The organism is Sedimentitalea arenosa, from assembly GCF_016428585.1.
Lineage (GTDB): Bacteria > Pseudomonadota > Alphaproteobacteria > Rhodobacterales > Rhodobacteraceae > Sedimentitalea > Sedimentitalea arenosa.
Genome location: NZ_JAELVR010000008.1, coordinates 73431 through 88149 on the forward strand (window position 1 = coordinate 73431; position 14719 = coordinate 88149).

At 62.5% G+C, this 14719-nt stretch carries 13 protein-coding genes; 6 read left to right on the forward strand and 7 right to left on the reverse strand.

From position 1 onward, the window contains the following. Positions 1-69: 69 nt before the first annotated feature. Together JF290_RS12400 and JF290_RS12405 are read right to left on the reverse strand one after the other, a co-directional pair. The gene (locus JF290_RS12400; protein WP_199025208.1) at positions 70-1371 is read right to left on the reverse strand and encodes an HlyD family type I secretion periplasmic adaptor subunit; all 1302 of its coding nucleotides are present in this window, start codon (positions 1369-1371) and stop codon (positions 70-72) included. Continuing rightward, a complete protein-coding gene (locus tag JF290_RS12405) occupies positions 1368-3092 on the reverse strand; it encodes a type I secretion system permease/ATPase (protein WP_199025209.1) in 1725 nt (574 codons plus the stop codon). Before JF290_RS12405 ends, JF290_RS12400 begins: the two co-directional genes overlap by 4 nt. A gap of 265 nt (positions 3093-3357) precedes the next feature. Between JF290_RS12405 and JF290_RS12410 the strand changes: the two genes are divergently transcribed. Continuing rightward, the gene (locus JF290_RS12410) at positions 3358-4092 is read left to right on the forward strand and encodes an MlaA family lipoprotein (protein ID WP_227362186.1); all 735 of its coding nucleotides are present in this window, start codon (positions 3358-3360) and stop codon (positions 4090-4092) included. Beyond that, a complete protein-coding gene (locus JF290_RS12415; RefSeq protein WP_199025211.1) occupies positions 4082-4690 on the forward strand; it encodes an MlaC/ttg2D family ABC transporter substrate-binding protein in 609 nt (202 codons plus the stop codon). Before JF290_RS12410 ends, JF290_RS12415 begins: the two co-directional genes overlap by 11 nt. A gap of 3 nt (positions 4691-4693) precedes the next feature. Here the strand turns inward: JF290_RS12415 and JF290_RS12420 are convergent, their stop codons facing one another. Next, positions 4694-6931, reverse strand: coding sequence for a transglycosylase domain-containing protein (locus tag JF290_RS12420; RefSeq protein WP_199025212.1), 2238 nt, complete (start codon positions 6929-6931; stop codon positions 4694-4696). A gap of 255 nt (positions 6932-7186) precedes the next feature. Here JF290_RS12420 and JF290_RS12425 point away from each other — a divergent pair, with 255 nt between their 5' ends. From JF290_RS12425 to JF290_RS12435, 3 genes are all read left to right on the forward strand, one after another. Next, entirely contained in the window at positions 7187-7525 is a 339-nt protein-coding gene (locus tag JF290_RS12425) for a P-II family nitrogen regulator (RefSeq protein ID WP_199025213.1), read from the forward strand. A 26-nt stretch (positions 7526-7551) separates the two neighbouring features. Next, complete coding sequence (locus JF290_RS12430; protein ID WP_199025214.1) at positions 7552-8865, forward strand: ammonium transporter; 1314 nt, start codon at positions 7552-7554, stop codon at positions 8863-8865. Positions 8866-9055: 190 nt separating this feature from the next. Next, positions 9056-9562, forward strand: coding sequence for a hypothetical protein (locus JF290_RS12435; RefSeq protein WP_199025215.1), 507 nt, complete (start codon positions 9056-9058; stop codon positions 9560-9562). A gap of 62 nt (positions 9563-9624) precedes the next feature. Here JF290_RS12435 and JF290_RS12440 read toward each other — a convergent pair whose 3' ends face one another. The 4 genes from JF290_RS12440 to JF290_RS12455 all read right to left on the reverse strand — a co-directional run bounded on the left by JF290_RS12440 (position 9625) and on the right by JF290_RS12455 (position 13277). Beyond that, on the reverse strand, positions 9625-10809 hold the full coding sequence (locus tag JF290_RS12440; protein ID WP_199025216.1) for an amino acid aminotransferase: 1185 nt from the start codon (positions 10807-10809) through the stop codon (positions 9625-9627). Continuing rightward, positions 10809-11663: a 3-mercaptopyruvate sulfurtransferase gene (gene sseA, locus JF290_RS12445; RefSeq protein WP_199025217.1), complete on the reverse strand. Its 855-nt coding sequence runs from the start codon at positions 11661-11663 to the stop codon at positions 10809-10811. Before sseA ends, JF290_RS12440 begins: the two co-directional genes overlap by 1 nt. Before the next feature lie 32 nt (positions 11664-11695). Next, positions 11696-12379 (reverse strand): glutathione S-transferase family protein, encoded by a 684-nt coding sequence (locus JF290_RS12450; RefSeq protein ID WP_199025218.1) that lies wholly within the window; start codon positions 12377-12379, stop codon positions 11696-11698. A gap of 181 nt (positions 12380-12560) precedes the next feature. After that, a complete protein-coding gene (locus tag JF290_RS12455) occupies positions 12561-13277 on the reverse strand; it encodes a VPLPA-CTERM sorting domain-containing protein (RefSeq protein WP_199025219.1) in 717 nt (238 codons plus the stop codon). A gap of 319 nt (positions 13278-13596) precedes the next feature. Here JF290_RS12455 and JF290_RS12460 point away from each other — a divergent pair, with 319 nt between their 5' ends. Continuing rightward, positions 13597-14661, forward strand: coding sequence for a DcaP family trimeric outer membrane transporter (locus tag JF290_RS12460; RefSeq protein WP_199025220.1), 1065 nt, complete (start codon positions 13597-13599; stop codon positions 14659-14661). Positions 14662-14719: the final 58 nt, after the last annotated feature.

The window sequence follows — 14719 nt, forward strand, 5'->3', positions numbered from 1 at the left end:
CGAAAATCCCTTTCACGGAGTGGTCGTCGCGGACGCTAGCCGGGTTGATGCCGCACGAAAACCCCCAAGTCAGGATTCGCGGAATGCCTTGGTGAAATAGTCCGCCAACGGCTTGACGAGATAGGCCAGCGGCGAGCGATCGTCGGTCCGGATAAAGGTTTCCACCGGCATTCCGGGAATCAGAACGATGCCGTCGGGCAGCTTGTCCTGTTCCCCCTCGTTCAGGACGATCTCGGCACGATAGAAAGACGCTTGCGTGGCGCTGTCCTCGAAGGCGTCGGCCGAAACCTGCATCACCGTGCCGAACAGTTCCGGGGTCTGGCGCTGGTCGAGTGCCGAAAAACGCAGCGTGACCGGCTGCCCGACGAAAATCTGGTCGATGTGTATGGTTTCGACCCGGGCCGCGATCACCAGAGGGCGGTCCTGCGGAACAAGGTACAGTACCGGATCCGCCGCACGGATGACCGAGCGCGGGGTATGCACCTGCAAGCCGTAGACGATGCCCGACACCGGTGCCGTGATGTCCAGCCGCTCGAGCCGGTCGATCAGCGAGCGGCGCTGTTCGGCCAGTTCCAACTCGCGATACTGAAGGTCGCGCAGGCGCGTGATCGCCTCCTCGCGTTGGCGCGTGCCCAGCTTCAGGATCTCGATGTCGATCTCGGTTATCCGCCCTTGCGCCTGTGCTTCCGAGGCGATGAGCTCTCCCAAGGTGCCGTCGAGATCCGCTGCCGTGCGCTCGAGATTGAGAACCGTGCCGGCCTGGGCAAGACCTCGGTCGAGCAGGGATTGCTGATTCGTCAGTTCCCGCGCGATAAGTTCGATCTGGCGCCGCAGCGATTTCTGCTGCGCCGTGATACCTTCGATCTGGTTGCCGATCTGGTTGCGCCGTTTTTCCAGTTGCTCGGTCTCGCGCGCGATCGAGTCGCGCCGCGCCTGGAACAGGCGCAACTGCCCGTCGATCAGGTCGGCCACTTCCGGTCTCAGCTCGGCAGCGGCATGCAGTTCGGCTTCGAATTCCACGGTGTCGCTCCCATCGCGTTCGGCCTCCAGCCGCCCACGCCGGGCCATCAGTTCGAACAACTGGCCCTCGGCGATCAACAGTTGGGACCGAAGCTGCGTCGCGTCCAGACGAATCAGAACCTGCCCCAGCGCGACACTGTCGCCTTCGTCCACCAGGATCTCGGAGACGACACCGCCATCAGGATGCTGCACGACCTGCCTGTTTTGATCGACTTCGAGCCGTCCCGACGCGATGATCGCACCGGCGATGTTGGACACCACTGCCCATGTGCCAAAGCCCCCGACCAGCAGCAGCAAGCCGAACAGGCCGAACAGAACCGGTGCTCGGGCGGACCAGCGCGACTCGCTCATCTCACCCCTCCCATGCCGGCGGTCTTCTGCACCTGCTCATGGTTCATCACGGTCTCGCGCAACACCTGCTCCTTGGGTCCGAAGGCGACACGCATGCCGTTGTCCAGCACCAGCAGCGTATCGCATTCCTGAATCGCGGCCGGTCGATGCGCCATGATCAGCACTGATTTCCCTTCGGCCTTGAGGTCCCGGATCGCCTGGTTCAAGGCCATGGACCCTTCGTTGTCCAGGTTCGAATTCGGCTCGTCGAGAATGACGATGACCGGGTCATCGTAGAGCGCCCGTGCCAGCGCGATTCGTTGCATCTGCCCACCTGACAGACGTCCGCCGCCGGCAGCAACGCGGGTGTCATATCCCTCGGGCAATTTGACGATCATGTCATGTGCTGCCGCTTTCTTGGCCGCCGCGACCACCTTTGCGCTGTCCGGCGTGCTGCTCAACCGGGCGATGTTCGACGCGATCGTGCCGTCGAACAGCTGCACCCGCTGCGGCAGGTAGCCGATATTCTGGCCCAGAACATCCGGCGCGTATTGGTCGAGCGACGCGCCGTCGAGCCGGATCGTGCCCCCCGCGGGGCGCCAGACGCCGGTCAACGCGCGCGCCAGCGTCGATTTCCCCGATCCCGACGGACCGATCACGCCGACCGCCTGGCCCGGCTCGACATTGAAGCTGATGGTCCGCAACGAGGCGCGAGTCTCTCCCGGAGGCACAAGCGTCAAAGACTGCACGGCGAGCTTGGCCTGTGGCTTGGGCAACTCGGTGCGGGGGCGTTCGGGCGGCACCTTGTCGAGCAGTTCGGCAAGGCTGTTCCACCCCTTGCTGGCACGCTGCACCAATGGCCACTGCCCGATCGCCAGTTCGATTGGCGCAAGCGCCCGACCGAGCAGAATCGACGCCGCGATCATCGCGCCCGCCGTGATCTCGTTCTGCAGCACCAGATAAGCCCCGAGACCCAGCATGGCCGATTGCAGGAACAGGCGCAGCGTCTTGGTCATCGACGAGAAGGTGCCGCCGACATCATTGGCCGAAATGCTCTCCTCCAGCGATTCTTCGCGCGCCTTCTGCCACCGCTCGAAGGCCGCACCACGCATGCCCATGCTCTGGATCATCTCGGCCTCGCCGCGTATCTCATCCGACAGCATCGAGGCGCGATGCGAGGTCGCGTTGGCTTGTCGCAAGGGTCCGCGCGACAGCATCTGATTGACCAAAGTGATCAGGATCAGGACCGCGCCCCCCGCCAGCGCCAGGATACCCAACCACGGGTGAAACAGCATGATCCCGGCCAGGAAGATTGGTGTCCACGGAATGTCGAACGCCGCCATCAGGACCGGAGAGGAGATCAGGCGTTGCACGGATTCAAGATCAGCCAGCCCGGTCTGCGCCGACGGATCGGACGCCACGGCGGACCGGCGCACCATCGCATCGAACACCCGCCGATCGAGCGCGGCCTGGAAGCGCGCTCCGGCACGGGCCATGATCCGACCGCGGGAATAGTCGAGAATGCCCATGACTCCATAGAGAAACGCCACGAGAAGCGACAACGCCACCAGGGTTTCGACCGAGCGGCTGCCGAGAACGCGGTCATAGACCTGCAACATGTAGATCGGACCGGTCAGCATCAGCAGATTGGCAAAGAAGCTGAACACGCCCACGACCCAGTAGAGCGCGCGGCTCTCGGCCCTTGCACGGCGCAGTTCCTCACGACCGGATTCTGGCGTCATCTGTCTCAGCCTCGCGCTTTCTGCCTGCTGGCATCCGCATCGCGTGTTCGGCGCGAATACGCAGAGCCCCTGAATCGGCTGTTCCAAAACCGCCACATTTTCATTAAGTGAACTTGCACCAAGTGTGAACCATGGTTGTTTGGTTTAGACGCCCCATAACGATCCCGACGACCCTGGATTGGACACGATCGCAATGACACTTACCCATCAATTTCTTAAGGTATTATGCGCGCCCCTTCTTCTGGCCGCAGTCGCCGGTTGCACCGTGCCCGAGACGGCGACCCGGTCGAACGAGACTCCGTTCGACCCGTACGAGGCCAACAACCGCGGCGTGCACAAGTTCAACCTTGCCGTCGACCGGGCCTTCTTTCGTCCGGCCGCCATCGGGTACACCAAGCTGATTCCCGACCCGATCGAGGACAGCTTCAACAATTTCGCCGAGAACCTTTCGGAACCCGGCGACGCGGCGAACTTCCTACTGCAGGGCGATTTTCGGCAGTCCGGCATATCGCTGGGGCGCTTCCTGATGAACTCGACCATCGGGTTCTTCGGACTGGCAAACCCGGCCAGCGATTTCGGGATACCGGAAACCGATACCGACTTCGGCGCGACGCTCGCCAAGTGGGGGTTCAGCGAAGGCGCCTATATCGAGTTGCCGTTCTTCGGCCCGTCGACCCAACGCGACGCGGTGGGTGTCTTTGTGGACTTCTTTACCAACCCGCTGACCTTCGCTCCGCAGCGCCCCCTCGAGAATGTCGGGTTCTACGCGGAATTCGTGGAACGGTTGAGCGACCGAGGGCGTTTCTCCGACACGGTGGATGCGATTCTATATGAAAGCGCCGACAGCTATGCGGTCGCGCGCATCCTTTACTTGCAGAACCGCCGGTTTGAACTGGAAGGCAACAGCGGTGACTCATACGTGGATCCCTATGGGGATGTCGCGCTTGATCCCTACGCAGATGTCTCACTTGACCCATACGAGGACCCATATGCAGAATAATTCATCGAACCGACGCAATTTCCTCGGCGGTGCGGTCGCCGGGCTAGGGCTGCTTGCCCTGCCGATGCCGGCCCTTGCCCTGACCGAAAGTGCGGCGCGGTCGCTGGTCGACCAGGTCGTGGCCGATATCAACCAGGTGATCGCATCGGGCAAGTCCGAGAGCGCCATGCTGCGCGACTTCGAGCGCATCTTCACACGCTATGCCGACGTTCCGATCATGGCACGCTATGCGCTCGGCAACGACGGTCGCCGGGCCAGCGCGGCGCAGATGCGCAACTTCACCAAGGCATTCCAGGGATACATCTCGCGCAAGTATGGTCGCCGATTCCGCGAGTTCATCGGTGGACGTGTCGAAGTGGAAGCCGCGCGGCAGATCAAGAACGGCTACGAAATCCGCAGCAAGGCCTACCTGCGCGGCGAAGCGCCCTTCGACGTTACCTTCCTCGTGTCCGACAAGTCAGGCAAGAACCTGTTCTACAACATCTTCATTGAAGGCGTGAACCTGTTGCTGACCGAGCGTACCGAGATTGGCGCGATGCTGGATCGGCGCGGCGGCAACATCGACCAACTGATCGCGGACCTGAACGCGACCAGTTGATCCTCAGCGATTTCCTCCGGCGGCGGGCGTATTGCCGCCGCCACCTCCGCCTCCGCCGAACAGGTCGCGCAGCACGTTGTCGATGACCGCGCCAAGCCCGTTGTTGCCCTGCGCGCCACCGCCATAGGAGCCACCGTCCCGCTGTTGCGCCACCTGCTCGGGCGCGCGCATGGGCAGTGGAACCGGCGTCATCCCATCATGGACGCGAACCATCACTTCGTGCCAGATCTCGGCCGGCAATCCGCCACCGGTGACTCCGGTCAACGGCGTATTATCGTCATAGCCCATCCAGATCCCCGCGACATATTGCGACGTGAAGCCGATGAACCATGCATCTCGAGCTGCCTGAGTCGTCCCCGTCTTGCCCGCCGCTTCCCAACCCGGCAACGCCGCGCGGCGACCGGAACCTTCAGACACGACCTTTTCCATCATCCAGATCAGGTGCTGTGCGGCCTTTTCCTGAATCACCCGCTCACCGATACCACCGTCGATTCCCATCAGCGGTTCGCGGTCGCCCAGCAGCGTCAGCTCGGTCAGACCATACGGAGTGACGGATGAGCCACCATTGAGGATGCCGGCATAGGCGCCAGTCATTTCCAGCAGCGTGCTCTCGGACGCCCCGAGGGCCAGCGCGGGGCCCGCCGCCAGATCGCTCTCGATACCGAACTGGCTGGCGACCTCGCGCACCACTTCGCGGCCGACACGCTCGGACACCTTGACCGCTGGCACGTTCAGCGAATCCTTCAGCGCGCGTGTCAGCGTCACTTGGCCATAATACTCGTTGGTGTAGTTCTTCGGGCACCACTGCCCCGATCCCGGGATGGTCATACAGAACGGTTCGTCGACAACGGTATCGAGCGGCGAATAGCCGAGATCCATCGCCGCGGCATAAACGAAGGGCTTGAAGGCCGACCCGGTCTGCCGCTTGGCCTGAATGGCGCGGTTGAACGCCCCGACAACCTTGGCCTCGCGCCCGCCCACCATCGCACGGACCGCACCATCCGCTGACATGACGACGATCGCCGCTTGCGCCTTGGACCCGTCCCGCACCTTGTTTTCAAAGATGAACTGCATCGCCTCTTCCGCCGCCGCTTGTAACTTGCGATCCAGCGTCGTCTTGATGATGACATCCTCGGTTGTGTTTCGGGTAAAGAACTCGGGTCCGCTGGACATCACCCAATCGGCGAAATAGCCGCCCGCGCGTTCGGCGGCAGCCTGCGACAGTTCGGCAGGATTGTCGCGTGCATCCTTTGCCTGCGCCGGGGACAGATAGCCCTGGTCCTCCATCAGTCCGACGATCACGGTCGCACGGTTCTGGGACCGGGTCAGGCTGTTGGTCGGCGCATAGCGCGTCGGGGCAACCAGCAAGCCCGCCAGCATCGCCGCCTCGGCCGGGCTGACATCGGAGGCGGACTTGCCGAAATAGCGTTGACTCGCAGCTTCGAACCCCCTCGCCCCTGCGCCGAGAAACGCCCGGTTCATGTAGATGGTCAGGATCTCGTCCTTGGTGTACTTGACCTCCATAGCCATGGCGAACACGGCTTCCTTTGCCTTGCGCCAGAGTGTTCCGCGACGGCATTCGGCCTCGTACTCGGCCTCGGTCATGCCCGCGCCCGGATCGAAAGGTTCCCCCAGACACAGCAATTTCGCGGTCTGCTGGGTGATGGTCGAGCCGCCGTGCCCGGAGAGTGGTCCGCGCCCTTCGCTCAGGTTGATGCGGACGGCGCTGGCGACACCCCGCGGACTGATCCCGAAATGACGGTAGAAGCGCCGGTCCTCGGTGGCGACGATGGCGTTCCGCAGGTGTGGCGAGACGGTCTCGGTGGTGATGACACCACCGAACTGGTCCCCCCGCCAGGCGAAAACATCACCGTTGCGATCCAGCATCGTAACCGATCCGCGCGCGCGTCCATCGAGCAGCGCACCGACCTCGGGCAACGTCGTGTAAACATAGCCGACGGCCATGGCGACACAGAGGCAGACGACCGCTCCGAACCGCCACGTCACGGACCAGATCAGCCGCAGGATCCAGCCGATCAGTCGGCGAAAAAACCCGACGATGCCGCCGCCGCCACCCGACTTGCCGGACCGCTTGCGGGGCGCACGCTTCCTTGGCGCGGGCTTGGCCTTTGCCGGTTTCGGCTTGGCAGTCGCCGCCTTGCTGGTGGAGGATGTGCGCTTGACGGACGGATACCTCCGGTCCGCCACCAGAGGTGGTTTGCGCGTCGACTTGTTGGTCATGCTCAGCCCTGCCCGGCTTTATCGTTCGGCCATCATACTGGGCCGTTACCGCTTTGTAGACGGTTTGTCAGCCCCGGTCATCCGCTTTCCTATTTGCCTATTTTTTGCGCCTTTTGTGGAAATTGTGCAAAAATTGTGCAATTTCTCGCACTCAATGACCGCCCGACGCTGCTGAATCGTTCCCATCCCGAATGCAACGCGGCTTTTCTGCGTGTGCAAACACGCGGGGCGACCCGCCAGGTGAAGGGGATAGAGGTGAAACTCATCATTGCGACAATCAAGCCGTTCAAGCTGGAAGAGGTGCGCGAGGCGCTCACCGAGGCCGGCGTGCGCGGCATGATGGTGACCGAAATAAAGGGCTTCGGATCGCAGTCCGGCCATACCGAAATCTACCGCGGTGCCGAGTATGCCGTGAACTTCGTACCCAAGATCAAACTCGAAATCGTCGTATCGGCCGGCATGGCCGATCAGGTGGTCGAGACGATCACCAGGACCGCCAAGACCGGCAAGATCGGCGACGGCAAGATTTTCGTGCTGGACGTGCAGCAGGCCATCCGCGTGCGAACCGGCGAAACCAACGAGGACGCAATCTGAAGCTGCGGCAACCTAGGGAAATGACTATGACACACTTCAAGACACTCGCCACAGCAGCAGCGCTGATGACGCTGCCGTCTCTGGCATTCGCGCAAGATGCGCCGGGCTTTGACGAGATCGGCCCCTATATCATGACGACCTTGCTATTCTGCATGGCAGGGTTCCTCGTGTTCTTCATGGCGGCCGGATTCGCCATGCTCGAAGGCGGCCTGGTGCGATCCAAGAACGTCACCATGCAGATGACCAAGAATATCGCGCTCTACTCGATCGCCGCGATCATGTACTGGTTCATGGGCTTCAACCTGATGTATCCGGGCGACTTCAACGGCTATGTCGGCAGCTTCTTCTCGCCGACAGTCCTTGACCCCGTCGGTGTCTCGGCAGCCGATGCGGCGCTTGATTATGCCTCGATCGGCTCTGACTTCTTCTTCCAACTGGTGTTTGTCGCCGCCACCGCCTCGATCGTGTCGGGTGCTTTGGCCGAGCGGATCAAACTTTGGCCCTTCCTGGTCTTCGTCGTCGTTCTGACCGGCGTCATGTACCCGATTTCCGGCTCCTGGAAATGGGGCGGCGGCTGGCTAGATGCCGCCGGGTTCCAGGACTTCGCCGGTTCGACCGTCGTGCACTCTGTCGGCGGCTGGGCCGCTCTGGCCGGTGCCATCGTCCTCGGTCCGCGCATCGGGAAATACGGCAAGGACGGCAAGGTGCATCCGATGCCCGGTTCCAACCTCGCACTCGCCACGCTCGGCACGTTCATCCTGTGGCTGGGCTGGTTCGGCTTCAACGGTGGCTCGCAACTCGCGATGGGAACCGTGGGCGATGTTTCGGACGTTTCGCGGATTTTCGCCAACACCAACATGGCGGCTGCGGCCGGTGCGGTCACAGCGCTGATCCTGACGCAGGTTCTCTACAAGAAGCCCGACCTGACCATGGTGCTGAACGGCGCGCTGGCCGGCCTGGTCTCGATCACGGCCGAACCTTTGGCCCCGTCGCTCTTCGGCGCGCTCTGGATCGGTGCCATCGGTGGTGTCATCGTGGTGTTTGCGGTTCCGATGCTCGACAAGTTCAAGATCGATGATGTCGTCGGCGCCATCCCGGTCCACCTGCTGGCGGGCATCTGGGGCACCATCGCGGTGACGTTCTATAACAGCGACGCAACTCTGATGACCCAGCTGACCGGCATCGTGGCCTACGGCGTGTTTACGTTCGCTGCGTCCCTTGTGGTCTGGCTGATCCTAAAGGCAGTTCTCGGTATCCGGGTCGGCGAGGAAGAAGAGATCACCGGTCTGGACATGTCCGAACTGGGCATGGAGGCCTATCCGGAATTCTCCAAAGGCTGATACAAGCTGAGTTGTCTGGCAGAATGGCCCCGGCGCGCAAATCGCCGGGGCCATTTCCATTTCCGACGGCGCCTTATCGCCTGACCCCGCGGCATCCCCTTGCAATCAGAGCGGGACTCCTGAAACATGAATGTGCGCGACGAGCGGTCGCGCGTGCAGTTCACCCCAGAGACAACGAGGACTATCCAGAATGGCGTTCAAGACCACTCTCATTGCAAGCCTTTCGGCAGCGCTTTTTGCCGCGACGGCGACCAGTGCGGACACGTTCATGAAATACGGCGAAGTCGAAGGCTGGAAAGTGTTCATCGACGAGGAAAAGAAGTCCTGCCTGATCGAGAAGGTCGACGATCTGGACAACGTAGTCCAGATGGGCCTGACCGCGGACCGGTCCGCCGCTTATGTCGGTGTCTTCACCAAGGCCGATACCGACATCAAGGCGGGCGACACCGAAGGCGTTGCGATCCTGATCGACGAAGATCTCTACATCGGCGAGGCCACCGGGATGCGTGGCAATATCACCAAGGGCTATTCCGGCGGCTATGTCTTGTCGGATGATCCGAAGTTCATCGAGGATATTGCCCGCAAGTACGTGATGATCGTGTTCCCGGAAAAGGACTACGCCTTCACGGTCAATCTGGAAGGCACTTTCAAGGCCATCGAGATGGCGCGCGAATGCAACAAGAGCGTCATGGGCTGAGCCTCCCACGCAAGAAACGTCGACCGGCCCCGCTCAGGGCCGGTCAGAAACCAAGCTGGAACCTAGACCCCGACGTCCACGATGGCTCGTGCAAGAACGGGAACCGTGTTGGCGTTCAGGCCCGCGATATTCATGCGACTGTCCCCGATCATGTAGATGCCGTGTTCGGCACGCAGTTTCTCGACCAGATCGGGCGTTGTGCCGAGCCGCGAGAACATGCCGCGATGCTGCGCCAGAAAGGCGAAGCGGTCCGATCCGGTGAGGCGCTGCAATTCATCCGCCAGCGCCTGCCGCAGGCTTAGCATCGAAAGGCGCACGTCTTCGAGTTCGGCCATCCAGTCCGCCCGGAGGGCCTCGTCGTTCAGGATCATCGTGACCAGCCGCGCGCCGTGATCGGGCGGGAAGGAATAATTCTGCCGATTGAGGAACGCGAGTGTGTCCTGGTTCAGCTTTCGTTGCGCCGTATCCTGCGACACCGCCATCAGAAGACCCGTGCGCTCGCGATAAATGCCAAAGTTCTTTGAACAGCTCGCCGCGATCAGGCATTCCGGCACCCGCGACGCGACCATGCGGGTGGCGGCCGCGTCCGCCTCTAGCCCGTCGCCGAATCCCTGATAGGCTATGTCGATCATCGGGATCAGGCCGCTCTCGTTCAGCAGGTCGATCACCGCCTGCCACTCGACCGGGTTGAGGTTGGCGCCGGTGGGGTTGTGACAGCAGCCGTGCAGCAGCACGACGTCTCCGGCGCGGGCGGCCCTAAGGTCAGCGAGCATGCCGTCGAAGTCGACGCCGCCAGTCTCGTTGTCGAAATAGCGATAGGGCACCACGTCCATGCCCAGATAGGACAGGATCGACAGGTGGTTCGGCCAGGTCGGATCGGAGACGAACACCCGTGCGCCCGGTGTCGCCATGCGGATCAGTTCGAACGCCTGCCGGCACGCGCCAGTGCCGCCCGGCGTGGCGGCGGCGGCAACAGCCTCACGCGGCACCGCATCGCCCAGGATCAGGCCGATCATCGCATCGGCAAATGCCGGGTCGCCGGCGAGCCCGACATAGGCCTTCGTCTGCTGCTCTTCCCAGAGCCGGTGCTCGGCCGCCTTGATCGCGCGCATGACCGGTGTCACGCCCTCGGCATTCTTGTAGACCCCGACACCCAGGTCGATCTTCTGTTCGCGCGGATCGTCCTTGAACGCCTGCATCAGCGCGAGAATCTTGTCAGCGGGTTGCGATTTGAGTTGATCGAACATCACGCGTCTCCAGTGGCAACGGGAAGGGTCGGGAAAGCGCCCCACTCGGCCCAGGAGCCGTCATAGAGCGCATGGTCCGTCTTGCCCATGCGCTCGAGCGCCAGGCTGAGAATGGCAGCGGTCACACCCGAGCCACAGGTCGTGATCGCGGGACGGGACAGATCGACACCGGCGGCCTCGAAGACCGCACGGGTTTCGTCGGGTGACTTCATCGTGCCGTCGGATGTCAGCAGATTTGCAAACGGGACGTTGTGCGAGCCCGGGATATGCCCGCTCCGCAGGCCTTCGCGCGGCTCGGGTTCGGTTCCGGCGAACCGGCCCGCCGAGCGGGCATCGATGATCGCGTGATCCTTGAGCTTGCTCGCCTGGCTGACCTGGGTGACGTCGCGCACGAGGCTGTTTTGAACCCGGACCGTCATATGCCTGTCACGCACCATCGGCGGAAGATCCTCGATCGGTCGCCCTTCGGCCTGCCACTTGGGGAAACCGCCATCCAGCACCGCAACATTGGGCTGCCCCATCAGCCGGAACAGCCACCACACCCGTGCGGCGGACACGAGGCCCGCACCATCATAGACCACCACCTGGTGGCCGTCGCCAACGCCCATTGCCCGCATCCGCGAAATGAACTTCTCGGCCGGCGGGGCCATGTGCGGCAAGTCGGATCGGTGATCGGAAATCTCGTCGATATCGAAGAAGCGCGCGCCCGGTATATGGGCGGCGTGATACTCGGCCTTCGGGTCGCGCCCTGCAGACGGAAGATACCAGGAGCCGTCGAGTATCCGAAGGTCGGGATCCTTCAGATGGGCGGCCAGCCAGTCGGTGGAAACAAGTGTCTTCGGATCATCCTGCATGTCGCGCTGCCCCCTGTCATACGCGCCCCTTGCTACGCGCCAGACGCAAGCGTTGCAATACCGGGGTCGGTGTCCTGATAGACCCTTTGACGCTGCATACCCTCCCACCAGGCCATCAGCGCGGGATAGGTTCGGAGCGCGCGGAGTCCCTGCGGAGCCATCTCGAAATACCCGATCATCGGCGCCAGGTGCATGTCCGCGAGGCAGAGGCTCTTGCCGTCGAGAATCCGGCCCTCGGCAGCAATCTCGTTCAGAAGCCGCAGGACCGGAACCGCGGCCACCAACCCTTCGGTAATCTGCGCACCATCCGGCGCCGCGCCGATGACAGGTCGAAACACCGCGTGGGCGAAGACTTGGCGCACCATCGGCCAGTATCCGTGGGCATCCATGGTCGCGATAGTCTGGTCCATACGCGCGCGGGCCTGCGGCGCCTCGGGGACCAACGCAGTGTTGGGAAAGATCGCCGCGAGGTATCTGCAGATCGCCGACGTCTCGCTGAGGGTGAAACCCGCATGGTCGAGCACCGGCACGCGTCCGATCGGGGCAATCCGCGCAAGATCGGGATCGGGAGGGTCGGCGAACGGGTCGGCTTCACGCGCGCGGTAGGGAACATCCAGATGCAGCAGAACCATGCGGACGATGCGGGTATAGACGCTGTAGCGATAGCCCCAGAGCGTCACGTCGAGGTCTGCTTTGGCGGAGTTATTTGCGCCCATTGTCCACACCGCTCGGTTCAGCTTCCACGTTGCCGCACGGCCCTGTGCGGAAAACCCATGCTGCGCGGCTGGTTTTCATGACAGCACCCGGGCCCGGCATCTGTCAACCAGCGGCCCGAACAGAAAGGGGCGCCTGAAACAGGCGCCCCGTGTCACGTCCGTTGTCTTGACCGGTCGGTCTTCAGGCGGTCTTCGTCCGGCGACGGCGAACCGCGCCGAAGGCACCCAGACCGCCCAGCAACAGCACGGCAGCACCAGGCAGGGGCACCGGTGGCGTATTCACGGTATTAAGCTGGCCCATGACCAGATCCTGACGGTTGTCAGTGTCGGCGTCGAGGAAGTTGACCGTGAAGAGGTCGGTGACCGTTCCGGTCATCGCATCGAGGAACGCGGTCGCGCGGTCCGTGATAGCCTGCGTGGAGCCGGAACCGACACGGGTGCCCGATGTCAGCGACAGCGGTCCGGCATCGGTTTCGTACCCGGCCTCCCAAAGTGCCAACTGGAAGGCGGCGGCGTCGGTGTTGTCGGTCGCGTCGACATCTATATAGGCCGCGTCGAACAGCCGCTCGACGTTGGACTTCTGCAACGCCGTCAACACGCGGCCGGGCTGGAACGGGTTCAGGTTGTTGATGACGTAATTGTCGTCGCCGACAATCCCCGCCAGATCGAGACAGAAGGCGAAGAAATCCGTGCCCAGCCCCAGGGCGTTGGTCGCATCCTTCATCTTGAAGCTCGCGGCCTGACGGTTGATGTAGTTCGGTGCGGTTCCGCCCGCTCCATTTTGCGCGGTGACCTTCGCGCCCGCACCCTGGCCTTCATAGGTAAGGGTCGCAGCCGAAACGGCGCCTGCCGCCATCGACATAGAGACGGCGACGATGCTCGCTTTCAAAAATTTCATGATAACTTTCCTCTAAACACTCGTAGAAAGCGGAATACCGCTCACTCAACACATCCCAGATATATTCATTTTGAATTTCTTTGGTAAAGCTGTGATTGGCCTGCCGCGTGCTACCTTGGGTTGAACCGGGCTAAGGCTTTGAGGAATAGGGGCAAAAAAATCGAAACCGTCTTGCAGGTAGTGTTTCCAAAGCAAGGACAGTGTAGGGAAATCGCAACAACAGCGTCCGAAGACCTGCACCTATCGCCGATTTTCTCACCGCCGCTTCCAAGCTCCGTTACCCTGTAGCAGCTAGGCCGCGAACGTTAGCGAGGTTTTCATGCATCCGTTTCATCCCCTTGGGCTGCTGACCGCAACCGCTGTCGCGTTCTCAGCAGCAGGCGCGGCCGCTCAGGAGGAGCGTCGTCCGCTCGAACTGGATCTCGGAAACGGCGTGTCCGTCACACTCTACGGATATGTCAAAGCAGATTTCATCTGGGACGAAGACTACAACCTGGGCAAGACGACCTTTGCCATCAATCGGATCGGCCTGCCAGGCGGCCCGGCAACCGGACGCTTCAATCGCCAGCAACTTAACGAAACGCGGATCGGCTTTGACGTGCGCGGCCCAAATGATGTCTTCGCCCGGTTCGAAGGCGATTTCTACGGTGCCGACGATTCCCTGCGATTGCGCCATGCCTACGTGTCCTGGCACGGGCTGATGATCGGCCAGAACTGGACGAATTTCATGTCCGTCGAGACGCTTGCCGAGACCGTCGATTTCCAGGGGCCCGGCGCCCTGCCCTTCGCCCGCGTGCCGCAGGTACGCTACACCTACGACGGGTTTGCCGATTGGTCCCTTTCCGCGTCGGTCGAGGAAGACATCGCCAACGAGGACGATCAGGCGGTCACGGTCGCGGCCCGCTACGGGCTCAAAGGAGGCATGGTCCGCGTCGCGGGGCTCTGGCGCGATGCCACCGTCTCGGGGGCGAGGGTCGAAGGCTGGGGTCTGAACCTGTCGAGCGTGCTGACGCCCTGGACGGGCGGAACACTCCGCGCGAACCTGACGACGGGATCGGGCATTTCAGACATTCTTGCGGCGGGACTGACCGGTGATGCGCTGTCGATCAACGGCCGGTCCGTCGGCGTGTCTTCCGCGGCCCTGTCGCTCTCGCACCAGGTCACGCCTTCGCTGCGCTTGGCAGCTACGGGCAGCTGGGTCGGCGTGGACGAGGCCGTGGGAACGGACACCGATACCCTGGAATCCCTGCACCTGTCGGCATTCTACACCATATGGGACAACACCACCCTGATGGCCGAACTGTTCAACGGGCGCCGGACGCAGGCCGATGGGCGCAGCTTTGATGCGCGACGCATCCAGTTGGCGATCAGATACGCGTTCTGACAGGACTGCGTCGGCGACGATCACACCACGGCACCCTGCACATGCACGGGCAGAGACC